This is a genomic window from Pseudoalteromonas sp. 19-MNA-CIBAN-0066, assembly GCF_040308705.1.
Lineage (GTDB): Bacteria > Pseudomonadota > Gammaproteobacteria > Enterobacterales > Alteromonadaceae > Pseudoalteromonas > Pseudoalteromonas nigrifaciens.
In genome coordinates, this window is sequence record NZ_JBEONZ010000002.1 from 220,478 (window position 1) to 245,613 (window position 25,136).

General features: G+C 39.4%; 19 protein-coding genes and 1 tRNA gene. 13 read left to right on the forward strand and 7 right to left on the reverse strand.

Annotation, left to right across the window (positions count from 1 at the left end; all coding sequences use genetic code 11):
• The first annotated feature begins 91 nt into the window (after window positions 1-91).
• From AAEZ18_RS02430 to AAEZ18_RS02455, 6 genes are all read left to right on the forward strand, one after another.
• Window positions 92-1,909: a M14 family metallopeptidase gene (locus AAEZ18_RS02430; protein ID WP_086996030.1), complete on the forward strand. Its 1,818-nt coding sequence runs from the start codon at window positions 92-94 to the stop codon at window positions 1,907-1,909.
• Between the two features lies 1 nt (window position 1,910).
• A complete protein-coding gene (locus tag AAEZ18_RS02435) occupies window positions 1,911-2,552 on the forward strand; it encodes an MBL fold metallo-hydrolase (protein WP_192532446.1) in 642 nt (213 codons plus the stop codon).
• Between the two features lie 94 nt (window positions 2,553-2,646).
• The gene (locus tag AAEZ18_RS02440; protein ID WP_011328082.1) at window positions 2,647-3,105 is read left to right on the forward strand and encodes an Lrp/AsnC family transcriptional regulator; all 459 of its coding nucleotides are present in this window, start codon (window positions 2,647-2,649) and stop codon (window positions 3,103-3,105) included.
• Window positions 3,106-3,236: 131 nt separating this feature from the next.
• On the forward strand, window positions 3,237-4,793 hold the full coding sequence (locus tag AAEZ18_RS02445) for a SulP family inorganic anion transporter (protein ID WP_011328083.1): 1,557 nt from the start codon (window positions 3,237-3,239) through the stop codon (window positions 4,791-4,793).
• Window positions 4,794-4,988: 195 nt separating this feature from the next.
• The gene (locus AAEZ18_RS02450) at window positions 4,989-6,059 is read left to right on the forward strand and encodes a sensor histidine kinase (protein ID WP_011328084.1); all 1,071 of its coding nucleotides are present in this window, start codon (window positions 4,989-4,991) and stop codon (window positions 6,057-6,059) included.
• Window positions 6,059-6,883 (forward strand): LytR/AlgR family response regulator transcription factor, encoded by an 825-nt coding sequence (locus tag AAEZ18_RS02455; RefSeq protein ID WP_182677644.1) that lies wholly within the window; start codon window positions 6,059-6,061, stop codon window positions 6,881-6,883. Before AAEZ18_RS02450 ends, AAEZ18_RS02455 begins: the two co-directional genes overlap by 1 nt.
• Window positions 6,884-6,964: 81 nt before the next feature.
• Here the strand turns inward: AAEZ18_RS02455 and pyk are convergent, their stop codons facing one another.
• Complete coding sequence (pyk, locus tag AAEZ18_RS02460; RefSeq protein ID WP_011328086.1) at window positions 6,965-8,401, reverse strand: pyruvate kinase; 1,437 nt, start codon at window positions 8,399-8,401, stop codon at window positions 6,965-6,967.
• A 337-nt stretch (window positions 8,402-8,738) separates the two neighbouring features.
• Here pyk and gnd point away from each other — a divergent pair, with 337 nt between their 5' ends.
• A complete protein-coding gene (gene gnd, locus AAEZ18_RS02465) occupies window positions 8,739-10,112 on the forward strand; it encodes an NADP-dependent phosphogluconate dehydrogenase (protein ID WP_182677646.1) in 1,374 nt (457 codons plus the stop codon).
• 84 nt (window positions 10,113-10,196) lie between these two features.
• Here gnd and ansA read toward each other — a convergent pair whose 3' ends face one another.
• Both ansA and sppA read right to left on the reverse strand, forming a co-directional pair.
• A complete protein-coding gene (gene ansA / locus AAEZ18_RS02470; protein WP_011328088.1) occupies window positions 10,197-11,207 on the reverse strand; it encodes an asparaginase in 1,011 nt (336 codons plus the stop codon).
• Between the two features lie 72 nt (window positions 11,208-11,279).
• Window positions 11,280-13,145 (reverse strand): signal peptide peptidase SppA, encoded by a 1,866-nt coding sequence (sppA, locus tag AAEZ18_RS02475; RefSeq protein WP_182677648.1) that lies wholly within the window; start codon window positions 13,143-13,145, stop codon window positions 11,280-11,282.
• A 316-nt stretch (window positions 13,146-13,461) separates the two neighbouring features.
• Here sppA and AAEZ18_RS02480 point away from each other — a divergent pair, with 316 nt between their 5' ends.
• The 6 genes from AAEZ18_RS02480 to bamJ all read left to right on the forward strand — a co-directional run bounded on the left by AAEZ18_RS02480 (window position 13,462) and on the right by bamJ (window position 18,266).
• Entirely contained in the window at window positions 13,462-15,423 is a 1,962-nt protein-coding gene (locus AAEZ18_RS02480) for an oxidoreductase (RefSeq protein ID WP_182677650.1), read from the forward strand.
• 220 nt (window positions 15,424-15,643) lie between these two features.
• Entirely contained in the window at window positions 15,644-16,192 is a 549-nt protein-coding gene (locus AAEZ18_RS02485) for an NAD(P)H nitroreductase (RefSeq protein WP_089368956.1), read from the forward strand.
• Between the two features lie 324 nt (window positions 16,193-16,516).
• On the forward strand, window positions 16,517-16,894 hold the full coding sequence (locus tag AAEZ18_RS02490; protein WP_011328092.1) for a hypothetical protein: 378 nt from the start codon (window positions 16,517-16,519) through the stop codon (window positions 16,892-16,894).
• 154 nt (window positions 16,895-17,048) lie between these two features.
• Window positions 17,049-17,139: transfer RNA gene (locus AAEZ18_RS02495), tRNA-Ser, on the forward strand.
• A 50-nt stretch (window positions 17,140-17,189) separates the two neighbouring features.
• Window positions 17,190-17,576, forward strand: coding sequence for a hypothetical protein (locus tag AAEZ18_RS02500; RefSeq protein WP_011328093.1), 387 nt, complete (start codon window positions 17,190-17,192; stop codon window positions 17,574-17,576).
• A 69-nt stretch (window positions 17,577-17,645) separates the two neighbouring features.
• Window positions 17,646-18,266, forward strand: coding sequence for a BamJ family beta-barrel-assembly machinery protein (gene bamJ, locus AAEZ18_RS02505; protein WP_011328094.1), 621 nt, complete (start codon window positions 17,646-17,648; stop codon window positions 18,264-18,266).
• A gap of 230 nt (window positions 18,267-18,496) precedes the next feature.
• On the opposite strand, the gene AAEZ18_RS02510 is transcribed toward bamJ, so the two are convergent.
• The 4 genes from AAEZ18_RS02510 to nrdA form a co-directional block, all read right to left on the reverse strand.
• Entirely contained in the window at window positions 18,497-20,761 is a 2,265-nt protein-coding gene (locus AAEZ18_RS02510) for a TonB-dependent receptor (RefSeq protein WP_352254912.1), read from the reverse strand.
• A gap of 279 nt (window positions 20,762-21,040) precedes the next feature.
• Window positions 21,041-21,310, reverse strand: a complete 270-nt coding sequence (gene yfaE, locus AAEZ18_RS02515) for a class I ribonucleotide reductase maintenance protein YfaE (protein ID WP_350593753.1) — start codon at window positions 21,308-21,310, stop codon at window positions 21,041-21,043.
• Complete coding sequence (gene nrdB, locus AAEZ18_RS02520; RefSeq protein WP_011328097.1) at window positions 21,310-22,440, reverse strand: class Ia ribonucleoside-diphosphate reductase subunit beta; 1,131 nt, start codon at window positions 22,438-22,440, stop codon at window positions 21,310-21,312. Before nrdB ends, yfaE begins: the two co-directional genes overlap by 1 nt.
• Window positions 22,441-22,507: 67 nt before the next feature.
• Window positions 22,508-24,790 carry a class 1a ribonucleoside-diphosphate reductase subunit alpha gene (gene nrdA, locus AAEZ18_RS02525; RefSeq protein WP_011328098.1) on the reverse strand — a complete coding sequence of 761 codons (2,283 nt, stop codon included), beginning with the start codon at window positions 24,788-24,790 and terminating at the stop codon, window positions 22,508-22,510.
• Window positions 24,791-25,136: the final 346 nt, after the last annotated feature.

The following is a 25,136-nucleotide window of genomic DNA, read 5'->3' on the forward strand; positions in this document are numbered from 1 at the left end:
TGCTTTTTTTTGTTGAATCACCGCACTTTCATCATATAAAAATGTTTAATTGATATAATTTATTTAATTAAGGCGTTTGTTAGAGAATTTTATGTTTGCAAGTTTATTGGTTTTATCAGCTAGTGTGGCGTATGACAGCCATTTACCTCCTTTGTTGCCATGGCAAGGGCAAAGCATATCCCTAATGCAAAAAGCAGGTCCACTGACCACTGACTTTGAACTTTCCTCTGGTGAAGCATCACCAAGTTATGCCGAGACGATGGCTTTTGTAGACAGACTGGTTGCTGCGAACCCAACGCAATTTAAAGCTCAAACAATTGGTTACAGCAATAGCCAACGGGCTATAAAAATGTTGATTGCCAGCGAGCAAGGGTATTTTCAAGCCAGTCAAATAGCAAACGATACTAAACCAACCATTTTTGTTCAAGCCGGTATTCATGGCGGAGAAATTGACGGTAAAGATGCCATGTTTATGTTGCTCAGAGATATAGCAACAGGTAAGCGCCGCGATATATTAAAAAACGTTAATATTTTATTTATTCCTATTTTAAACGTAGATGGCCACGAGCGCAGTAGTGCATTTAACCGTATTAATCAGCGCGGTCCGGTAAAAATGGGCTTTAGAACCAATGGCAATAATCTAAATTTAAATCGTGATTTTACTAAACTCGATACACCAGAAATTAAAAGTGTTTTAAAAGTAATTAACGACTACAACCCTAATTTGTATATTGATGTACATGTAACCGACGGTGCAGATTATCAATACGATGTAACCTATGGCTACAATCCGGTGTTTGCTAGCGAGTCGCCGGCGGTATCAGATACACTCAATCAACTTTTTAAACCTTTAATAGATGAAAAGCTGGTATCGCAAGGACATATACCAGGACCACTGGTATTTGTTATGGACAAGCGCGAGTTTAAAAGTGGCCTAGCGGGTTGGGTGGCTACGCCAAGATACTCTAACGGCTGGGGAGACTTAAAGTCATTACCGACCATTCTCGTTGAAAACCATTCATTAAAACCCTATAAACAACGAGTTTTGGGGACGTATGTGTTTTTAGATGGCGCAATAAGTGCGCTTGCTGAGCATAGTAATGAACTATTAGCTGCGGTAAAAAAAGAGCAAGCATTTATTCCTAAACAACTTAGTGTTAAGCGCGGCTATGCTGAGCAAGCAAACGAAATAGAATTTAAAGGCATAAGTTACGCGCGAGAACAAAATGCACTTTCTGGACAAGTAGAAGTTAAATATTTAGGTAATAAGCAAGACTACACTAATCTTCCTATTTATTGGCAAAAAGAGGTGCTGCATACAGTTGAAGTACCTAAAGCATTCTTTATTCCGCCAGTGTATAGCGACCTTGTAGCAAAACTTAAATTGCATGGTGTGGAGCTTACTCAGCTTGAAGGGGTAAATACTCAACCATTAAAAGTAGCGAAAGTAAAAGATTACACTTTTGATAAAGCCCCCTTTGAAGGGCGATTTAGAGTCTCGGCAAACTTTGATTATGTTGCTGCAATTAATGTTGATTTAAATGGCTGGTATCAAGTGAACACGCAGCAAAAAGCAGGCGAGTTGGCGGTGCATTTATTACACCCCGAAGCGCCTGACTCATTTTTTGCGTGGGGCGAATTTAATACTATTTTTCAGCGTACTGAGTACATGGAAAACTATGCATTAATTCCTTATGCCCGCCAAATGCTCAAAAATAATCCTAAATTAGCGCTCGCGTTCGATAAAAAGATTAATGACGATAAGGTATTTGCCAAAGATGCCGATGCGCGCTTAAATTGGTTATATGAGCAGAGCCCATTTTACGATCAAGCTTATTTAAAATATCCAATATTAATGTCTTTTGAAGAAGACATTGTACTTGCTGAGCAAAAAGATAAAGAAATTTAAGATGCATATAATTACAATACCCGTTACTACTTTTGCACAAAACTGTCGCATTATTGCATGCTCGCAAAGCAAACAAGCTGTGGTAGTAGACCCAGGTGGCGATTACAACAAGATTGTGGCGGCATTAAAACAGCACGATTTAACGTTAACAGCAATTTGGTTAACGCATGGCCATTTAGATCATGTTGGTGCGGCTGATGCCTTGCGTAATACCTATAGCGTAAAAATAATTGGCCCACATAAAGATGAGCACTTTTGGTTTGAAAATTTACCAATGCAAGCACAAATGTTTGGTTTTGCAGCGGTTACTGCTTTTTATCCAGATGAGTGGCTAGCACACGACGATATAATATGCGTTGGGGAGTTGAGCTTTATCGTAAGGCATTGCCCTGGGCATACTCCTGGTCATGTGGTGTTTTATCAGCCACAACAGCAGTGTGTTATTGTGGGTGATGTAATATTTAAAGGCTCAGTAGGGCGCACGGATTTCCCAAAAGGAGATGCTCAGCAGTTAATTACCTCAATTAAAACGCAAATAATGACGCTCCCCGATAATACCCGGATACTTGCAGGGCATGGCAGCGATACAAACGTAGGCTACGAAAAACAGAACAATCCTTTTATAAGTGGGCAGTTTGGTTAATGCTGAGTAAATAATTTTTTTGCCAAAAACAAGCAGACTGTTTTTTAAAACACATGTATAATTTAGCCAGTTTATCTGATAAATAAGAAATAAAATGTCTCTAAATCACGTAGATCGCCAAATTTTGGCACTTTTGCAGCAAGATGCTAGTTTATCAACCGCTGAAATAGCAGATAAAGTAGGTTTGTCGCAATCTCCTTGTTGGCGCCGTATTGCTAAGCTAGAGCAAGATGGTTACATAAAAAGTAAAGTTGCACTTTTAGATGAGAAAAAGCTGGGCTTTGATATGCTGGTTTATGCTCACGTGCGTTTATCGAACCATGGTAAAAAGAATCTTGCTGAATTTGAAAAACTAATATTGAGTTACGATCAAGTAACTGAATGTTACACTATGGCAGGCACCATGGACTTTATGCTGCGTATTATTTCACAAGGTATTGAGGGCTATGAGCACTTTGTACGTGATAACTTGCTTAGCTTAGAGTACGTTCAAGAAGTACATTCTAATGTGACCATGACTTGCGTTAAACGCAGTACCGCTCTACCTCTGTAACCAAATATCTATTAACGCTAAGTACTTATTGCTTAGCGTTAATGCCCTACTGACAATTGTTAACTGGGCGCTAATTTGATAGAATTCAGCGCTTTTTTTGTTACCCGTCCATAAAACACTTGAGGAACTCAATGTTTAACTTACTCAGCAAAGCGCCAAGCTCTGCTAAAAACGATATCCTATCTGGATTAACCGTGGCATTAGCCTTGGTCCCAGAAGCTGTTGCGTTTGCCTTTGTTGCAAATGTAGAACCTTTAGTTGGACTCTATGCCGCGTTTATCGTTGGTTTAATTACGGCTATTTTCGGTGGTCGCCCTGGCATGATTTCTGGCGCAACCGGTGCCTTAGCTGTTGTTATGGTAAGTTTAGTATTTGATCATGGGGTTGAATATTTATTTGCCACTGTGCTGCTAATGGGCATACTGCAAATACTGGCTGGAGTTTTTAAGCTCGGAAAGTTTATTCGTATGGTGCCGCATCCGGTTATGCTTGGCTTTGTGAACGGCTTAGCCATCGTTATATTCTTAGCTCAGTTGGGGCAGTTTAAAGTTCCCGATGGCATGGGCGGTCAGCAATGGATGACAGGGAATCCTCTGTATATTATGTTGGGGTTAGTGGCACTAACCATGGCTATTATTCATTTTTTACCTAAATTAACTACAGCAATCCCATCGTCGTTAGTTGCTATTGTAACAGTTACAGCCTTGGTTATTGGCTTTGATTTAGAAGCGCACACTGTACTTGATTTCCTAAAAGGGATGACCGGCGATGAAGCGGTAACGATTGCTGGCGGTTTACCTGAATTTCATATTCCTATGGTGCCATTTACCCTAGATACTTTTATTATTATTTTTCCTTATGCACTTATTTTAGCGGCAATTGGTTTAATTGAGTCTTTATTAACGCTGAGCCTAATTGACGAAATAACAGAAACGCGTGGGCATAGTAACAAAGAATGTATAGGCCAAGGCGCTGCAAATATTACCTGTGGCATGTTTGGTGCTATGGGCGGTTGTGCCATGATAGGTCAGTCAATGATCAATATTAACTCAGGTGGGCGTTCGCGTTTATCGGGCATTAGTGCTGCGCTAATATTACTTGCGTTTATTATTTTTGCCTCAGGTTTAATTGAAATGATCCCACTGGCTGCTTTGGTTGGTGTGATGTTTATGGTGGTGTTGGGTACTTTTGAATGGGCAAGCTTTAAAATGATGAAGCGTGTACCACTGTCTGATGCATTTGTAATTGTATTAGTGTCGGGTGTTACCGTTATTACCGACTTAGCCATTGCAGTGTGTGTGGGTGTGATTGTATCGGCATTGGTATTTGCTTGGCAGCATGCAAAGCATATATACACAACCAACTATATTGATGAACAAGGTGCTAAAGTATATGAATTACATGGACCGCTGTTTTTTGGTTCGGTTAAAAACTTTGTTGAATTATTTGATGTAAAGAACGACCCTAACGATATTATTATTGAATTTAAATATAGTCGTGTGGCCGATCACAGTGCCATTGAGGCAATTGACAGCTTAGCTGATAAATATAAAAAAGCAGGCAAAAAATTACACCTACGACACTTAAGTAAAGACTGTACGCAACTGCTGCATAAAGCACGCGATTTAGTTCAAGTTAATGTAATTGAAGATCCAACCTATAAAGTGGTATCTGATAAGCTTGCTTAATTTAAATTAAGCAATAATTTAGTAAATAAATACGTTAAAAGCGAAAGGTTTATTCCTTTCGCTTTTTTATGCGTAACAATAGATGCGATCAATACCTGTTTGCGGCAAGGCTCTTAAAAAGCAAGATGGTTGGTAGTGCTAAGCGTTTACATAACTCGATATAATAGTGACAAATACACAGGGTAATAATTTATTTTGAATTGGCAATCTTTGATTGATAACAGACAGCGTTTTTTTTGGCTCTTGCAAGTAGCAGGCTGGATTGGTTACGCCTTGGTAAATTATATCGGCTCTAAAGTATTTGAAATGCGCGATATTTACGTATTTGTTATTTTATTAAATGCCTACGCAGGCTGTTTAATGACAGTGCCGCTGCGCTATATTTACCGAAAAATTTGGCATGCTTCACCTTGGGTATTAATGCTGGTTGTATTTAGCGCGTCGTATATTACGGGCACTTTATGGGCTGTGGTACAAAAATTTAATTTATGGGAAATATACCGCCATGGCTATCGGCCAGAAGAATGGTTTTACTACCTGCAGCAAGGCTTAGATTCGGTATACATAATTTTATGTTGGAGTGGTTTATACTTTGGCGTTAAGTATTACCAGCTATTACAAAGTGAGCGTCAAAAAGCACTAAAAGCCACTACCATGGCGCACGAAGCTCAATTAAAAATGCTTAGGTATCAGTTAAATCCGCACTTTTTATTTAATACCCTCAATGCTATTTCTACATTAATTTTGGTAAAAGAGAACAAAGATGCTAATTTAATGGTGTCAAAATTAAGCGACTTTTTACGTTATACACTTAATACAGATCCAATTAAAAAAGTGCCGCTAGAGCAAGAGTTACATGCCTTAATGCTTTATTTAGAAATAGAGCGAGTGCGGTTTGATGAACGCTTAAAAGTAAATATAGAAATTAGTGAGCAAGCAAAGCAGGCATTAGTGCCGAGCTTGATTTTACAACCTATTATAGAAAATGCGATTAAGTATGCAATTGCACACTTAGTAGAGGGCGGTGTAATAGATATTAAGGCGCAAGTGTTTGCTAATGAATTATTACTTGAAGTAGGTGATAATGGACCAGGAACAGAACTAATTAATGGTCAGTTGGTAAATGCTCAAGGTGTAGGCGTTGCAAATACCAAGGATAGATTAAAAACGCTCTACGAAAATAATTATTCGTTTGTATTATCGCATAATACGCCAAGTGGATTAAAAGTTAATCTGCGAGTACCGTTTGAGAAGGCAGTAAAGTAATGATAAAAATAAAAACACTTATAGTTGATGATGAGCCGTTAGCACGTAGAGGCTTAGCTGTAAGGCTTGAAGAGTTTGCTGACATTGAAGTGATCAAACAATGTAGTTCCGGTGCCGATGCGATTGAAACATGTAAAAATCAAAAAATAGATCTCATTTTTTTAGATATTCAAATGCCTGGTATGAACGGTTTTGAAGTTGCACGCGCGTTAAGCGAAAGTACACGAGTATTACCAGCTATTGTTTTTGTTACTGCTTTTGATCAGTTTGCAGTTAAAGCATTTGAAATACATGCTTTAGATTACATTTTAAAACCCGTTGATGACAACAGACTTAAGCAGGCGGTAGAAAAAGTGCATACTTATTTAAAAACGCAGCAAGACAACGCCCATAAGAAAAAACTAGCAAGCTTTGTCGCTGGGATCACTGGTAATAATTGCGAAGAAATACTTAAAAAATTAGCCACAGGCGACACATTAACGGATAGACGTTACCCAGAGTCGCTTGCCGTAAAAGAGCAGGGCGAAATAATTCGTGTACCAGTTGTTACTATTCAATGGGTTGATGCTGCGGGTGATTATATGTGCCTACATTGCCAAGATGGGCAAACGCATATATTACGTAAAACCATGAAAGAGCTTGAACAAGAGCTTGATCCGCAGTTGTTTGTACGCGTGCATCGCAGTGCAATTGTAAATACTAAACAAATCAGTAAATTGGTCACTCAAGTAAGTGGTGAATATTTATTAGTACTTGAAAACGGTCAAGAGCTTAAAGTAAGCCGTAGCTACCGCGATAAAGTAAAAGCAGCATTAGCGAGTTAATATTTCAGTTAGTGATTGCAGAGTAGATACAAAAAAAGCGAGCTTAGCTCGCTTTTTGTATTTAAGTTACTGTATTAAATATTAGCTTACAGTAACAATTTTCATGGTGTTAGTTGCGCCCACAGTTTCCATAGAGTCGCCGTGAGTAATAATAACTGTATCACCAGACTCTAAAGCACCTTGTTCAACAAGTGTTGCAAGTGCCGCTTTAACCATGCCGTCTTTTTCAGTTTTAGTAGAATCAAAAAATACTGGATAAACACCACGGTATAGCGCAGTTTGTCCTAGTGTACTGGCATGGCGAGATAACGAGTAAATAGGTAAACCTGAGCTAATACGCGACATTAACTTAGCCGTACTACCTGATTCAGTTAAGGTAACAATTGCTTTTACTGAATCTAAGTGGTTTGCTGCATACATAGCCGAAAGGGCGATAGATTCTGCATTACTTGAAAAACGACTGTCTAAACGATGTTTAGAAACATGCGTTTCTTTTTGCGACTCAGCACCTAAACAAACTCGCGCCATAGTTGCAACGGTTTCTTCAGGATAATCCCCCGCGGCTGTTTCAGCCGAAAGCATTACGGCATCAGTACCATCAAGCACTGCGTTGGCAACATCCATTACTTCAGCACGTGTTGGCATTGGATTGTCGATCATCGACTCCATCATTTGCGTCGCAGTAATAACGGTACGGTTTAATGAGCGCGCACGGCGAATAATGAGTTTTTGCTTGCCCATTAGCGCGGCATCACCAATTTCAACACCTAAATCACCGCGGGCAACCATCACCGCATCAGACGCAAGAATAATATCATCAACGGCTTCTTGTGTTTCAACGGCTTCTGCACGTTCAATTTTTGCCAATAACTGCGCTTTTGAACCTGCGGCTTCAGCCAGTGAGCGTACGTAGCGCATATCATCGCCACTGCGTGGGAATGAAACGGCTATATAGTCAACGTCAATTTCTGCAGCTGTAAGTAGGTCTTCTTTGTCTTTTTCTGTAAATGCCGGCGCAGTTAAGCCGCCGCCTAAACGGTTAATCCCTTTATTGTTAGATAAAACACCGCCAACAGTTACAGTACAATGTACTAAGTGGCCAACAACTTCGTTAACGCGTAGCTGAATAAGGCCATCGTTTAACAGCAGTAAATCATTAGCGCTTACATCGTTAGGTAGTTCTTTGTAATCTATACCAACAGCGTTAATATCGCCTTCGCCTAACTCCATTTTTGCATCAAGGGTAAATTTGGCACCAACAGCTAGGGTTACTTTACCTTCTTTAAAGGTAGAAACACGAATTTTAGGGCCTTGTAAGTCAGCAAGAATAGCAATATGTTTACCTAAGCGTTTAGCAATTTCGCGTACCGCTTGGGCGCGGTCTTTATGATCTTGTGCCACACCGTGCGAGAAGTTTAAACGTACGACATTTGCACCTGCGCAAATAATTTTTTCTAAGTTGTTATCTCTATCAGTAGCAGGCCCTAGTGTCGCGACTATTTTTGTGCGTCTTAGCATTTAATTCTCCTGTATGCTTAATTTTAAGCAGATTGACGGTTATTTTGTTTTATAAAGCAGTTACCATTAGCAGGTAAAGTTTTAGTTATGGGCAATTTTTATTGTATTGCCACTATTATATACAAAATGAATGTGCGATCATTATGACACCGGTGTCAGGGGGCGTCAATGATCTATAAATTTTTAATCTAGCGACTATTTCTCCCCCTGAGTCCGCTGTTGTTTGATATAATTACATTGTGATAAAAGTATATTTTTTTGCTCATGATATAATACACGTGCCAAAGTATTTATTTAAATTAACTAACCAATTAGTTGTTACCGAGGAGGGCACTAAATGCAAGTTGCATTAGTAGGGTTAGGCGTTATGGGGAAAAACCTTGCCCTAAACTTAATTGAAAAGGGCATAACGCTGGTCGCTTATGACAAAAACCCCCATGCGGGTGAAGAGTTATTGAGCTGCGCTAAGTCAGAAGGTTTAGCTGATAAGCTGCACATTGTTTCTGATTTAGGAGACATGGTTAGACGTTTAGAAGCACCGCGTTCTATTTTGTTGCTTGTTCCTGCGGGCGAGTTGGTTGATGCTGTATGCAGTGAGCTCATAGAAGCAGGCGTACAGTGCAGCGATATTATAGTTGACTGTGGTAACAGTAATTATAAAGACGGTATTAACCGCAAGCTTAAATACCAAAATAAATTTGAGTTTGCCACTATGGGGATTTCAGGCGGCGCAGAAGGTGCTCGTCATGGTCCTGCAATGATGGCAAGTGGATCTGAAGGTGGTTGGGAGCGTGTCGAGCCATGGTTTACAAAGGTTGCTGCAAGTTATAAGGGTGAATCGTGTTTCGCTCGTGTGGGCCAATCAGCCAGTGGTCACTTTGTAAAAATGGTTCATAACGGCATTGAATATGCGCTAATGCAACTTATTGCTGAAGTGTATCAATTGCTGCGTCATGGCACTGGGCGTTCACCTAAAGAAGTAGCAGAAATTTTTGACGAATGGTCGCAAGAGCATTTAAACAGCTACTTATTGTCTATTTCTAGCCACATATTGTCACTTGAAAATCAAAATAATGTACCACTTGTGGACTTAATTGATAATAAAGTGGGCGCTAAAGGCACAGGTTTATGGACTGCGCAAAATGCATTAGAGCTTGGTATTGCAGTACCGTCTTTAGTAGCTGCAGTACAAGCACGTCATTTAACGAATGTTTATGACACAACTGCTGCACAAGAGATGACTTACGCCGATAGAGCAACCACTAAAGTTGAAATTGACTTAGTTGAGCTTAAAGATGCATTTACCTTAGCGAGCTTACTTGCTTATCGCCAAGGTTTGGCTTTAATTAAAGGCGCGTCGCGTACGCATCAGTGGAAAGTAGATTTGTCTAAAACACTGCAAACATGGCGTGCGGGTTGTATTATTCGTGCTGATTATTTAGATAGTGTTGCACAAGGCGTTGAATTTATTGACACCCTTGATAAAGAAGTATTTGCACTGCGTAAAATAACAGGCCAAGCAATGATGACAGGCTTAGCGTTTCCGGTGCTTAGCTCATCGCAAACTTACTTTGCTACATTAACCACTCCAAGTAATGGGCATTTAGTACAAGCCCAGCGTGATTACTTTGGTGAGCATGGGGTTAAAACCCATACAGGTGAAGTGTGTCATTTAACAGACCTAGTTGGGATTGACGCGAAAGTACGTTAATCAACCAGAGTTCAGGTTAATTATTAAAACGACAAAAAAAGCACGCTAAATTTAGCGTGCTTTTTTAATTTTAAGTCCGCTAAATTAACGGGTTAACTCACCGCGTAAATTGTCTTGCATTAAGTGGCGAATTGTCTCTACTTCAAGGTTTTGACTTAATAAGTAATGCAGCTTAGTTAAGCAAGCCTCTAATGTCATATCGTAACCACTGATCACACCTATATTAAGGAGCGCGTTACCCGTTGCATAGCCGCCCATATTTACATGACCTTTTATGCATTGGGTTAAATTTATAATAATAACGCCGCGCTTGCTGGCTTGCTCTAAAATAGTTAAAAATTCAGGATCTTGTGGTGCATTGCCTACGCCAAAACTTAATAATACCAATGCTTTAATGCTACCGTTTACTAAGCTTTTCACAACCTCGGTACTAATGCCCGGATATAAATGCAGCACACCAATAGGCTGCGTAGTAATGGGGGTTACTTGTAAATCGTTTTCAACATAGGGGCTTAATTGGCCTTTTATAAGTTGAATATTAATACCTGAAAGCGCTAAAGGTTCAAGGTTTGGTGAGGCAAATGCATCAAATCCATCGGCATGGGCTTTAGTGGCTCGATTACCACGAAACAACTGATTATTAAAAAATAAGCTTACTTCAGCAATAGGGTAGTTTGCTGCTAAGTACATAGCATTGAGTAAATTCACTTGCCCGTCTGAGCGCAATTGCGACAAGGGAATTTGTGAGCCGGTAACGATTACAGGCTTAGTTAAGTTTTCAAACATAAAAGATAAGGCGGCGGCGGTATACGCCATAGTGTCGGTGCCGTGGAGGACAACAAAGCCATCATAGTCTTGATATTTGTTTTTTATATCATCTGCTATTAACTGCCAGTGAGCAGGCGTCATATCAGAGGAATCAATTAAAGGGCAATACTCGTGAATATCAAAAAGTGGCATTTCTTCACGGTTAAATTCTGCATTATTGACCACAGTCTGAGTTAAGAACCCTTCTGCAGGAATATAGCCGCGACTCGATTTTTTCATCCCAATTGTACCGCCAGTGTAAGCGATGTAAATGCGTTTACGTTTCATAAAAAAAGCCCAGTAAAATAACTGGGCTTAGTATAACTTTAAATACAACTGCTTATAAAGGCAGATGCACTTTTATTGTGCTACAGAGCAAGCTAAACAGCGCGCATAAACACCTTGTGGATCGTTATAATCTTTAAGGTTATCTATTTCACTACTTAAACGCTTAACCACACTTTGTAAGTTAGCTTGCGTTGCAAGCACCGAGGTTGTTGCGTTGTTACTGCCAAGCATAGATTTAACCGACGCATTACCTAAAATATCTTGAATCATTTTTTGTTGCGGGCTCAAGCTTTGTTTAATCGTTTTAATATCGTAATGATTTAGTTTAGCAAGTGCTGCTGCCGCTTTAATTGCGTCTTGCTTATCACCTAGTTTATCGATTAAGCCTAGCTCTTGTGCTTTTGCTGCGATCCATACACGGCCTTGCGCAATATTATCAACTTGCTCAGGTGTCATGTTACGTGCATCTGCAACCACATCTAAAAAGCGTCCGTAGGCCTCCTCAACACTCATTTGAATTACTTGCGCCATTTTGTCATCAAGCGGGCGAGTAATAGAAAACCCAGCCATGTCGGTTGTTGCCACGCCATCCGAGTAAACACCAAGGTTAGATAAGGTGTTTTCAAAGGTCATAAAGGTGCCAAATACGCCAATAGAGCCGGTAATTGTGCTTGGCGCAGCCCAAATTTCATTCGCTGCTGAAGCAATCCAATAACCGCCAGAAGCCGCAACAGAGCTCATTGAAGCAATAACAGGTTTACCTGCTGCTTTAAGTGCTAACACCTCAGCGCGAATAACTTCAGAGGCAAACATACTGCCGCCACCCGAATCAATGCGCAGTACTACGGCTTTAACTTTGTCATCTAAACGTGCATTACGCAGTAGTGCAGCTGTAGAGTCGCCGCCAATTTCGCCGGCTTTGCGCTCACCATCTACAATTGTACCTCTAGCAACAACTACCGCGACTTTTTCTGTCATTGGGTTATCAAATACAACAGGGGGCTTAACTAGGCTTAAATATTGACGAAATGAAACTTGTTTAAAAGTTTTGCCTTTTTCATCAGCGCCAACTAAATCAATTAACTGTTGGCGAACTTGTTGATTGGTTTTTAATGTGTCGACCCATTGATTATCTAGCGCATATTGACCCGCGTCGCCATTTGCAGCTGTCATTTTTGCTAAAAATACATCCATAGTTTCGTCAAAGTTTGATTCATCAAAAGGACGTACTGCAGCAACATCTTGTTTGTATTCATTCCAAAGTGCTGTTAACCATACGCGGTTAGCTTCTTTAGCTGCATCCGACATGTCATTGCGAATAAACGGCTCAACTGCCGATTTAAACGTACCAACACGGAATATATGCTGCGTTACTTTTAACTTTTCAAGTGCTTCTTTAAAGTACAGTGGGTACATACCAAAGCCTTCAATTGCTACACTGCCATAAGGGTGCATAGCGACTTCATCTGCATGTGCTGCAATGTAGTATTGAGCTTGAGTGTAGTAATAACCAGAGGCAATAACCTTTTTACCCGTTTGTTTAAATGCTTCAAGTGCCTTGGTAATTTGTTTTAATTTATTTAAATGCGCTTTTGGCATTTCTTGTAAATCTAACAGTATTACGCTGATGCGGTCGTCTTTTGCGGCTTCGTTAATAACCTCAACTATATCATCGAGTAAAATTTCACCCGGTGATTCAGCGTTTGAAGTAGCATCACTAATTGCTGCTTCAATAGGATCTATATAGGTTTTTTCTTCAACAATAGGGCCGTTAAGGTTTAGTCTAAGTACTGAGCCATTTTCTACAATTATTTTATCGCCGTCACTTGAAAGAGACACAATAAAAACAATAACCAGTAATAAAAATAAAATGTTGAGTATTAAACGACGAGAAAAATTTATCCCAGTCCAAATACCTTTAAATACTTTTGCAATCAAAATAGATCCTTAATTTGGTACAACTAATACATTACAAGCATCTTAGCTCAGAATATAAATAAATTTAACTGCTAAATCGTAACGAAGTATTTATAAAGCTAATTATGCCACTGTTGCTATTCACATTTTTATCAATATAAACTTCAGTTGCACTTTTTGAAATTAAAAAAGTAGGCTTGTAGTAGCCGAAAAATGGGTATTGTTAGCCTAATGTGCAACAGTTTATTAAAATACTAAGTTCAGATATTGCTTATTGGTCGGTATTAAAGCAGAATTGATCAATGCACACAGGTTAGACCAGTTAATGGGGCACAGGATGTTAGAACAACAATTACAATTAAAACACACACAATTACGTAACCGCTTAGTAATGGGCTCAATGCACACCGGTCTTGAAGAAGGTTGGCATAACCGCAAACGCCTACGTGCTTTTTACGAAGCACGTGCTAAAGGTGGTACTGCCATGTTAATTACCGGGGGCTATAGCCCAAATTTACGCGGTAAATTAACGCCTATTTCGTCATCCTTTAATAGCTATTACGATGTTTTTAAACATCGTGCTTACACCAATGCAGTACACAAGCATGGTGGTAAAATATGTTTGCAACTACTTCATGCCGGGCGTTATGCGTATCACCCTTTTAATCAAGCTCCGAGCGCAATTAAAGCACCTATAAGTCCTTATAAGCCAAAGGCAATGTCGTTAAGCTCAATTAAAAAAACTATTAAAGACTTTGCACATTCAGCCTACATGGCTGAAAAAGCAGGCTACGATGGCGTAGAAGTAATGGGCTCTGAAGGGTATTTAATTAATGAGTTTATGGCACCGCATACGAATAAACGAGATGATGAGTTTGGTGGCAGTTTAGAAAATAGAATGCGTTTAGCCGTTGAAATAGTTAAAGCGGTTAGGGCTAAGGTATCGGAGCAGTTTTTAATTATTTTTAGACTGTCGGTAATGGATTTAATTCCTAATGGTTCTACCCCTGAAGAAGTAACTATTCAAGCGCTTGAACTTGAAAAAGCGGGTGTTGATATTTTTAATACAGGAATAGGGTGGCACGAAGCGCGAGTTCCTACAATTGCAAGTATGGTTCCGCCTGGGGCGTTTAAAGAAGCATCAAAACGCTTAAAAGATGTAATTAAAGTACCCGTTATCGCGGTAAACCGTATTAACACCCCAGAAATAGCTAACGAAATACTAAACGCAGGCGATGCCGACTTAATTTCGATGGCGCGGCCATTACTGGCTGATCCGGAGTTTTTTAATAAATATAATAATCAGTTATCAAAGCATATTAATATTTGTATAGGGTGTAACCAAGGGTGTCTGGATCACGTATTTAAAGGCAAACGTGCTACTTGTTTAGTTAACCCACAAGCGGCTTTTGAACTCGACTACCCACTAGAAAAAACGACTAAAGCTAAAAAGGTATTAGTAGTTGGTGCAGGGCCTGCGGGTTTATCATCAAGTTGTTATTTGGCAGAAAAAGGCCATACGGTAACGCTGATAGATCAAAAAATGCAAATGGGTGGGCAATTCAATTTAGCCATGCAAATACCTGGAAAAGAAGACTTTAATCATACCTTAGCGTATTACACTAATGAGCTTGAACGTTTAAACGTAACGGTTGAGTTAGGTAAAGCATACAACGACAGCATGCTTGCACACTATGATGACATTGTATTTGCCACAGGGGTAAGGCCGCGTGAGGCAAGTATTGAATGCAGTGATGGTAAACGCGTATTTGCCTACGATGAAGTTATTCGTGGTGAAGTAGAGTTAGGTAAGTCAATTGCTATATTAGGGGCCGGTGGAATCGGGTTTGATATGGTGGCTTTTTTAAGCGAGCAAAAGTCGCAAAGTATTAGTGACTTTAAAAGCCAGTGGGGTATTGAGTGCGAACCTAAACCCCATAAAGATGATCGCCAACTGTACATGCTAAAACGCAGTGCAGGTCGCTTTGGTAGTGATTTGGGTAAAACAACAGGCTGGATCCATCGCCAAGTAGCTAAACAACATAGCGTTAAACAAATTGCTGATTGTCAGTACCATAGTTTTGATAAAAATGGTTTAACCATTACAGTTGCAGGAGATAAGCAAGTATTAGCAGTAGATACTGTGATTGCCTGTATTGGTCAGGTTTCTAATAATGAAGTATTGGCAAAGCAAAGCGACAACGCCAAAGTGCATGTTATTGGGGGCGCTAAGCTTGCCACTGCAATTGATGCTAAACGTGCTATTTATGAAGCGCTGCAAATTGCCAGAGAAATATAACATTTTGGCTTAGCCAATAGGCTAGTCTAACTTGTTATAACCAATTGGCTACTGCATACTATACCCCGCTATTTAGGCGGGGTATAAGTTTATCCCGCCTGTTAATATACAGCTTAGGCTGTTTATCTATTATTCTTGCTAAAATAAGCACTGATATTACAGCGCTTTATTTTTCTATGTTAAATCAATGCTATGCTAGCTTTTATTTTGAGAGATGGTTATGAACGCGATTGAATTATTATTGACCCGTCAATCTGACGCCAAATTAACAGAGCCAGGCCCAAATGAAGAACAACTCGCGGTGATTCAGCAAGCTGCGCTACGTGTTCCCGACCATGGTTGTATTGCACCTTGGCAATTTATTGTTGTACAAGGCGATGCGCGCCATAAATTAGGCGACATTTTTCAGCAAAGTGCAATTGCTGAGCAACAAGCCGAAAAAATGATTGAGCGCACAAAAGAGCACCCGTTGCGCGCGCCTATGATTATTATTGCTATAGCAAAGTATCAAGAACATCCAAAAGTCCCGCGAATTGAGCAAATACAAAGCGCAGGGTGTAGCGTATTTGCTATGCAACAAGCGGCTTTTGCACAAGGGCTTAGTGGTATTTGGCGAACAGGTTTTTTTGCGCAAAGCCCTGCAGTTAAACAGGCATTAAAATTAAATGAGCAAGACGAAATAGTGGGCTATTTGTATTTAGGCACGCCGGCTGTTGAGTGTAAAAAGTCGCCTCGTCATAAAGCTGTTGATTTTTTCAGCTACTTATAAAATAAGATGAACTTTTTGCCCTACTTATACTCATACACCATTAACGCTTGTATGTTAGAGTGGATGTGTAAGTAACCAGAACTCTTGATAATAAATCTATCTCTAGCAGCTATTTTCAACGCTAGAGAAAATAAGTTTAAATATCATTATTATTAAATGTGTTAGTAAATACCTTAACCAGAGTTCAGGTTAAGTAGTTTAGCTGTGAGAAGTGCTAGGATGCGTAATCTATAAAACTCCTTCTGCAGTTTGTTTTTTAATCGATTGTTTTTTGATAAAGTATGGAAAGTCTTAATAAAAACAAAGATAAAGAAGACGAAATTAATGGGAAATTTATTTTTACGTGAAAAAGAAAGTTGGCTGGCCTGGTCTTTTTGGGGCGCCATAGGTGCTTTTATAACCCTTTATGTTGCAATGAGTACCAGTAAAGCACATTTTATTGTTGCCTCATCAATGGGGGTGTTAGTTGTTTTAACCTGGTGGATGCAACAATCTAAACGCTATGACTTTGGTCGTGCATTTAAAATATGTTGTTATGTGTTATTGCTCACCGTATTGCCTGCATTTTTGGTTGTAGTAGTGCCTAGTGATGATTTAAATCGGTTTGATTTAATATTTCAAAGTGCAACATTTTTAACTTTAAGTTTATTTGTGTGTTTGCTTTGTTCTTGGATTGCACGCAGGCCAAAGCAATATTACTAAAATAAACTCCTTTGTTAAATTTAGCAGTCGCTAAATTAATAACCGTTGGTATTTTAATAGATTGCTTTAATTTTAAGCATAAAATTATTTTTAACGATTTTATGCTTTTAAGCCTTTACAAGTTTGTCATTTACCCCTATTATTCGCGCCGTGCGGAGAGATGGCAGAGTGGTCGAATGCACCGGTCTTGAAAACCGGCATGGGTTTATAGCCCATCTAGGGTTCAAATCCCTATCTCTCCACCATTATTTAAAAAAACCGCCTTATTGGCGGTTTTTTGCTTTGTGGAACTTGTATGTCAAAATCAACTAACCTTTCAACCTCACAGCAATTAATTAAACACGTTTTATTATGGATTGTGTTTGCTTATTGTTATCAAAGTGCAATAAGTTTATTAGTCAAAATGGCGCTTGATGCGCAACCAAATAACCCTGTTATTACCGCCTTTGTTTATGCCCTCGGTTTTAATATTTTAGTGGCTCATTTAATTACTAAATACGATAAATTTTGGCCAGTTATTGGCTCAGTATTTATAGGTTTAGTTGGGCTTGTGGTAATTCCATTTTTATTATTTGGTGCTAGTGGATTACTCACTTTAGCGCTACTTGCTGGAATTTTATGCAGTTTACCAGTGAGTACCTATATTGTTGGCCTAATTAAAGTAAAACACAGCAAAAACTAGCCCCAAAGCGGGTTTATTTTGTGATAGCATAGTCGCGTCTTTTAACTAACAAAACGTGAAAAACACATTATGTCAGATAATTTTACTACAGATGCTGAAAAAGCAAGTTACGGTATTGGCTTACAAATGGGTGAGCAACTTAAGTCTAATCCTTTTGAAGGCTTAAACCTAAATTCAGTGTTTGAAGGCATGAAAGATGCGTACGCAGGTAGCGCTTTTCAAGTTGAGATCCCTGAGATCCAAGCTGCTTTTGAAAAAATCAATGAAGAAATTCAAGCTCGTCGTGAGCAAGAATCACAAGTACTTGCTGCTGAAGGCATTGCATTTCTAGAAGAAAATGCAAAACGTCCTGAAATCACAGTGACTGAATCAGGTCTTCAATACGAAGTAATTACTACAGGTGAAGGCGACAAGCCAACAGCTGAGTCTACAGTACGTGTTGATTACCACGGTACATTAATTAACGGTACTGTTTTTGATAGCTCATACGAGCGCGGTCAACCTGCTGAATTCCCAGTAGGTGGCGTGATCAAAGGCTGGACTGAAGCATTACAAATGATGCCAGCGGGTACTAAATGGCGTCTTTACGTTCCTCATGACCTTGCTTATGGTGAACGTGGTGCCGGTGCTGCAATCGCACCTTACTCAACACTAGTATTTGATGTTGAGTTACACGAAATTATTGCTTAAGTATTCTTAAGCAATAAATAAAAAACCGCATTCATTAAATTGAATGCGGTTTTTTTGTGTCTTACCGGTATATTTAACTTTTTCTATTGCTCATTTATTTCTTTTTGTGAAAAGTATTTAAAGTGAGATATGTATAAAGAGGATGTAAAACACTGTACTTTAGCAAGCAATAAATACGCCCCAGCATAGCAAGGGGCTTATTAATGATTAGCGGTAATTAAAGTATATTGTTAAAAGTAGCCGCGAATACCAAAGCGGAAGTTTCTACCTGGTAATGGGGCGGTGTCTTTAATAAATGAGCTATGTACAAAGCCAAGCTCATCAGTAATATTATCAACGTTGATATACAGTTGTGTATCAAGGTTACCTAAATCTAGCTGATAGTTAGCTTGTGCATCAAATAAAGTATAACCATCGGTTTTAGTCTCATAGGCGGTAATATCGGTTTGTGAAAAATAATGGGTACCGGTTAATGCGAATTGCCAATTACCTAAGTTGTATTGCAACTCAGAGCCTAATTTATTAGCAGGGATACGAGGTAAGTTTTCATCGTCTTGCTTGAGTTTTGCTCGCGTAGAGTCACCAAATACTTTAACCAAGGTGCTTGCGTTAACTTTATAATGCGCATCAAACTCTAAGCCAGTATTTTCTTGAAAGTAAAAATTTTTAATATCATTATAAAAAAAGTTTACAGAGTAACCAAAGTCACCGCTAAAGCGTCTAAAACCTAAATCAATATTGGTTGAGGTTTCTTGTTTGATATTCTCGGGTTCAAAATGCGCTTCACCGTCTTCAATATGATAGCCTAGGCCAAGCTCATAGGTACCAGTTGCAATGTGTAAGCCATTAGATAATAGCTCTGCAGAGAGCGGGGCACGTTCTGAGTGTGAAAGACTCATTGCCATACTATATCCAGGGGTATATTGCCAAATAGCACCCATTGAAGCGCTAAGGTTAGTAAAGCTTTTAGTGTAGTCAAGTACTTCAGCATTGCTTGTTTGCGTGTCATCATGGCTATGCTGATGCGTTGCTATTTGGCTTTTTATTTTATAGTCTTCAACTCGCGCACCTAACTCAATAGTTACATCACCAAACTCACGTTCTTCTAATAAATATAAAGCATTAGTGGTCGTTACACTGGCTGGCGTAAATGCTTCTTCGCCGTTGGCATCATAATCAGAATCACTGTAGTGATAACCCACCATGCCGTGCCAATCAGCTAATTTATGTTCTATGTTTAAGCGTGCTTCAGTGGTTTTGTTTTTAAATGTAGTGCCTATTTCACCATTTTCAATTTCACTGTGTAAGTAATCTGTATAGCCTAAGCGCAAATTAATGGTTTCAATCCAATTATTATGTAGCGCATAGCTTAATAGACCTTGCCAGCGATCTTGCTCTAACTGGGCAAAAACAGGTGTTTCTTCATGTGCTTCATCACTATGGGCATCGCCGTCGGCTGCATGATCGTGTTCATGTCCGTGATCATGCTCATGACCTGGAATACCATAATCCGTTTTTATTTTACCGTAAGAAAACCCAACCGTTAAATGCTCACCTACGTAGCTAGTACCAAAGTTAACGGTTTCACTGTCGATAAAGGTGTTTTCTACAGAATCTTTACTTTCAACATCACCATCTTCGTGAAGCTGGTTAAATCGTGGTGTTTGATAGTCATCGCCGCTGCGTTTAGTGCCATCAAAATGAAAGTTAAAATTATTATAACCCGTCTCTAACTTTGCAGCGTAGGTATTCGCGTTGGATACCGAATCGTGACTGTATTCTACTGCACCGGTTAATTCATCTATATTACTCGTAGGAATGCGGTTATCAACTACGTTTACCACACCACCAATAGCACCAGAGCCATACAGTAGGGTACTTGGGCCACGTAGTACTTCTATTTGTTCAGCAGCTAAGCTGTCGCTAGAAGTAGCATGATCAGGGCCAATACGCGATGCATCACTGCTGTCTAAGCCATTTTGCATAATTTTAACCCGAGGGCCATCTAAGCCACGAATAATTGGGCTTGATGAAACAGGGCCAAAATAACTCGCGTTAACTCCCGGTAAGCCTTTTAGGGTTTCGCCAAGCGTTGGCTTTGACTTGTTTCTTAGCTCATCACCAGAGAGTACATTTACCGGAGAAATCATTTCTAAGCTACTTTTGTGCAAGGCCGATGCAAACACAACTACAGTTTCAATAGAGGTTGGCTTTAAAGCAATTGCAATATTGTTTGATGACTCGGTTACCGTAATGCGTGAATCGCTATAGTTATCTTTGCTAATATGCAGCTGGCCGCTCGCATCAAGCTCAATGGCAAACTCGCCAAGCTTGTTGGTTTTAACGCTTTGAGATTTACCGTGTACATGAATAGTGGCGTTTTCAATAGGTTGATTTTTTTCATCTGTTACTTTGCCATTAACAGTGGCAGCAAGTGCAGAGTGAGAGCATAAAACAGAAAAAATTGCAGAAGAAATTAATGTTAGCTTAGTCATGAGTCTTTAAGTTCGTGGTTGTTATGTTGTGATATAATATAACACTACAAAAGCGACGGTTCAATGATGTTATAGTATAACCTTATCGATTTTAGTAATTAATTAGCAGGGAAATCTGCAAGACTTTGATTGTTAACAATTTATGAAGGTTAATTAATTTAGTTTATGAATATGCTTTTTATAAAGGGCTAAAAAGTACTTTTAAACTAAGTGGTTTAAAAGTACTTAAAACTGATTAGAGAGTGATTTTTAGACTGTTTGGTTTAAATGAAGTTGAAGTTAAAGTTTAATATGTATGTCGCCATTAGGTTTGCAGCAGCACAACAGTATTTCGCCGTCGCGTACAAACGCTAGAGGCTCTTCATTATAATCAACTTTACCTGACACTAAAGTCGCTCTGCAGGCACCGCAATAGCCTTCGCGGCATTGAAAGGCCACTTCTATCTGTTGAGATTCTAGGCAGTGTAAAACAGAAGGGCAGCCAGTGCTAAATTCTATGCACTGGCTGATATCTGCAAGCGTAATGCTTGCAGTAGGTCGATCAGTCATTATAAATCAAAGTCACCAAATTCAGAGGCATCAACTTGCGAGTCTATTTGACCAACAAGGTAGGAGCTAATTTCAGCTTCTTGTGGTGCTACTTGCACGTTATCTGACACCAACCAAGAGTTTATCCATGGGATAGGATTACTGTTGTTTTTAAACTGTGCAGGAAAACCAATGGCTGTCATTCGAGCGTTGGTAATGTATTCAACGTACTGACATAAAATGTGTTTATTTAAGCCAATCATTGAGCCATCTTTGAATAAGTACTCGGCCCATTCTTTTTCTTGCTCTGCAGCGTCCACAAACATTTTAATTGCTTCGTCGCGGCACTGCGCGGCAACAATCGCCATTTCTGGATCGTCTTTACCGTCTTGCATAATATTTAAAATATGCTGAGTGCCAGATAAATGTAGCGCTTCATCGCGGGCAATAAGCTTGATTATTTTAGCGTTACCTTCCATCAATTCACGCTCAGCAAACGCAAACGAGCAGGCAAAGCTGACATAAAAACGAATCGCTTCTAAAATATTTACCGACATCATTGCCAGGTAAAGTTTCTTTTTCAGCTCAAATAAATTAACAACAACAGATTTACCGTTAATCTCATGTTTGCCTTCACCGTATAAATTGTAAAGCGACACTGAGTTAATTAAATCATCGTAGTATTTTGTTACCGCATCGGCACGTTCACTAATTTTGTCATTGCTAACTATGTCATCAAAAATAAGTTCAGGTGCTTGGGTAACATTACGAATAATATGCGTGTACGAGCGGCTATGAATCGTTTCACTAAACGCCCACGTTTCTATCCATGTTTCTAACTCTGGTAGCGATACAATAGGCAGTAGGGCCACGTTTGGTGAACGCCCTTGTACGCTATCAAGCAATGTTTGATATTTTAAGTTACTTAAAAATATATGCTTTTCATGATCAGGTAATGCTTGAAAGTCTAAGCGGTCTTTGCTTACGTCTACTTCTTCTGGGCGCCAAAAAAACGAAAGCTGCTTTTCAATTAGTTTTTCAAAAATAGGGTATTTTTGTTGATCATAACGAGATACGTTAACGGTTTGGCCAAAAAACATTGGCTCTTCCATTTGGTTATTATGTTTACGACTAAAGGTAGTATAAGACATGTTTATCACTCAAAAAACTATCAGAATAAAGCGGGCTTAGTGCCCGCTTAAAATAAAAACTCAAAAATTAAATTTTACACGCGCCGCCTGCGCAATCATCATCTTCAAGATCCGGTGTATCTTCTTGTGCATCAGATGCACCATCGCGGGTATTGTGATAGTACAAGGTTTTAACACCCAGTTTGTAGGCGCTAAGCAAATCTTTTAATAAGACTTTCATCGGTACGCGACCGCCTTCAAACTTACCAGGATCATAATTTGTATTGGCCGAAATAGACTGGTCAATAAATTTTTGCATTATACCCACAAGTTGTAAGTAACCATCGTTTGAAGGAATATCCCACAGTAACTCGTAGTTATCTTTTAAACGTTCATATTCAGGTACAACTTGCTTTAAAATACCGTCTTTACTTGCTTTAACGCTAATATGACCACGTGGTGGCTCAATACCGTTTGTTGCGTTAGAAATTTGCGACGATGTTTCTGATGGCATTAGCGCACTTACTGTTGAGTTACGCATACCGTGCTCTTTAATGCTGGCACGTAATGCATCCCAATCAAGGTGTAGTGGCTCATCACAAATTTTGTCAAGATCTCGCTTGTACGTATCTGTTGGCATTATACCTTGAGAGTAGGTTGTTTCGTTAAACTTAGGACATGCACCACGCTCTTTAGCAAGCTCGTTTGATGCTTTCATTAAGTAGTATTGAATCGCTTCAAATGTTTTGTGCGTTAGTGCATTTGCGCTGCCATCTGAATAACGCTTACCGTTTTTAGCTAGGTAGTATGCGTAGTTAATTACGCCTATTCCTAGAGTACGACGACCCATAGTGGCATTTTTTGCAGCCGGTACTGGGTAGTCTTGAAAATCAAGTAAGTTATCTAAAGCGCGTACAGCAAGCTCAGCCAATTCTTCAAGTTCATCTAGTGACTCAATAGCCCCTAAGTTAAATGCAGAGAGTGTACATAGCGCAATTTCGCCTTCTTCGTCGTTTACGTTATCCAACGGCTTAGTTGGTAATGCAATTTCTAAACATAAATTAGATTGGCGAATAGGTGCCACTTTAGCAATGAACGGGCTGTGCGTATTACAGTGGTCAACGTTTTGTAAGTAAATACGACCGGTACTTGCACGTTCTTGCGCAAACATTGAGAACAGTTCAATAGCTTTAATGCGTTTTTTACGAATTGATTCGTCTTGTTCGTATTTTACATAAAGCGCGTCAAACTCGTCTTGGTCTTCAAAAAATGCATCGTAAAGGCCTGGCACATCAGAGGGGCTAAACAAGGTAATGTAGTCGTCTTTAATTAAACGCGAGTACATTAGTTTATTAAACTGTACGCCGTAATCTAAATGACGCACGCGGTTGTCATCAACCCCGCGGTTATTTTTAAGTACTAACAGGTTTTCTACTTCTAAATGCCAAAGCGGGTAGAACAAGGTTGCTGCGCCGCCACGTACACCGCCTTGCGAACAGCTTTTAACCGCTGTTTGAAAGTGCTTATAAAAAGGAATACAACCCGTATGGTACGCTTCGCCATTGCGAATATGGCTACCCAGTGCACGAATGCGACCTGCGTTAATGCCAATGCCGGCACGTTGCGATACGTATTTAACAATTGCAGACGAGGTGGCGTTAATTGAATCAAGGCTGTCGCCACACTCTATTAATACACACGAGCTAAACTGGCGTGTTGGCGTACGAACACCTGCCATAATTGGCGTAGGCAGTGAAATTTTAAACAATGAAATCGCATCGTAAAAACGTTTTATATACGCAATACGTGTATCGCGAGGGTAGTCAGCAAATAAGCTAGCAGCGACTAAAATATATAAAAACTGCGCGCTTTCATAAATCTCACCGGTTACACGGTTTTGAACTAAGTATTTACCTTCAAGCTGTTTAACCGCAGCATAACTAAAGTTAAGGTCACGGCTGTGATCTAGGTATTCGTCTAATTCGTCAAGCTCTTGCTCGGTGTAATCTACCAGTAGGTGAGCGTCGTAGCGTTTGTCGCCAACCATTTTTGTTACATGATCAAATAAACGTGGTGGCTCAAATTGGCCATACGCTTTTTTACGTAAATGGAATACAGCTAAACGTGCTGACAAATACTGATAATCAGGAGATTCTTTTGAAATCTGATCGGCTGCAGCTTTAATGATGGTTTCGTGAATATCTTTAGTACGAATACCGTCGTAAAATTGAATGTGTGATTTTAATTCAACTTGCGAAACCGAAACGTTATTTAACCCTTCGGCGGCCCATTCAATAACGCGATGGATCTTGTCAAGATCAAGTGGCTCTTTACGGCCGTCACGTTTGCTTACAGATAACTGTTGGTTCATAGTTTTGCCTGTATTCCTTGGAAATTAAGTATTTTGACCAATGATTAATACTCCAAAATAACAGAGTATCTATTCATTTATTATTGTTTACACCAATTCAGGCGATTTTATTGAATAACATTTAGCCACAATATCTGGTGTTGTTCAAATTAGAGATCACAAGATAGTGTGGTCCGCGTTGTTTTGCAAGGGACAGAATTGCCCCTAATTGTGGATAACGTCGGGATAACACATTTGTGTTAGTAAGCATTAACCTTCGAACATTCGGTTAAGTTGAAATTTACAAAAATCAACTAAGGATCTACTAAATTTACGCTTTTTAAAAATATATTTTGACTGCTTTTTT

Excerpts from the sequence above, each read along its gene's own strand:
- AAEZ18_RS02440 (WP_011328082.1), top strand. The coding sequence starts at position 2,647 with ATGTCTCTAAATCACGTAGATCGCCAAATTTTGGCACTTTTGCAGCAA.
- AAEZ18_RS02500 (WP_011328093.1), top strand. The coding sequence starts at position 17,190 with ATGTCAAAATCAACTAACCTTTCAACCTCACAGCAATTAATTAAACAC.
- yfaE (WP_350593753.1), bottom strand. The coding sequence starts at position 21,310 with ATGACTGATCGACCTACTGCAAGCATTACGCTTGCAGATATCAGCCAG.
- AAEZ18_RS02435 (WP_192532446.1), top strand. The coding sequence starts at position 1,911 with ATGCATATAATTACAATACCCGTTACTACTTTTGCACAAAACTGTCGC.
- AAEZ18_RS02480 (WP_182677650.1), top strand. The coding sequence starts at position 13,462 with ATGTTAGAACAACAATTACAATTAAAACACACACAATTACGTAACCGC.
- nrdB (WP_011328097.1), bottom strand. The coding sequence starts at position 22,440 with ATGTCTTATACTACCTTTAGTCGTAAACATAATAACCAAATGGAAGAG.
- pyk (WP_011328086.1), bottom strand. The coding sequence starts at position 8,401 with ATGCTAAGACGCACAAAAATAGTCGCGACACTAGGGCCTGCTACTGAT.
- AAEZ18_RS02485 (WP_089368956.1), top strand. The coding sequence starts at position 15,644 with ATGAACGCGATTGAATTATTATTGACCCGTCAATCTGACGCCAAATTA.
- ansA (WP_011328088.1), bottom strand. The coding sequence starts at position 11,207 with ATGAAACGTAAACGCATTTACATCGCTTACACTGGCGGTACAATTGGG.
- gnd (WP_182677646.1), top strand. The coding sequence starts at position 8,739 with ATGCAAGTTGCATTAGTAGGGTTAGGCGTTATGGGGAAAAACCTTGCC.
- AAEZ18_RS02430 (WP_086996030.1), top strand. The coding sequence starts at position 92 with ATGTTTGCAAGTTTATTGGTTTTATCAGCTAGTGTGGCGTATGACAGC.
- AAEZ18_RS02445 (WP_011328083.1), top strand. The coding sequence starts at position 3,237 with ATGTTTAACTTACTCAGCAAAGCGCCAAGCTCTGCTAAAAACGATATC.
- AAEZ18_RS02510 (WP_352254912.1), bottom strand. The coding sequence starts at position 20,761 with ATGACTAAGCTAACATTAATTTCTTCTGCAATTTTTTCTGTTTTATGC.
- nrdA (WP_011328098.1), bottom strand. The coding sequence starts at position 24,790 with ATGAACCAACAGTTATCTGTAAGCAAACGTGACGGCCGTAAAGAGCCA.
- AAEZ18_RS02455 (WP_182677644.1), top strand. The coding sequence starts at position 6,059 with ATGATAAAAATAAAAACACTTATAGTTGATGATGAGCCGTTAGCACGT.
- bamJ (WP_011328094.1), top strand. The coding sequence starts at position 17,646 with ATGTCAGATAATTTTACTACAGATGCTGAAAAAGCAAGTTACGGTATT.
- AAEZ18_RS02490 (WP_011328092.1), top strand. The coding sequence starts at position 16,517 with ATGGGAAATTTATTTTTACGTGAAAAAGAAAGTTGGCTGGCCTGGTCT.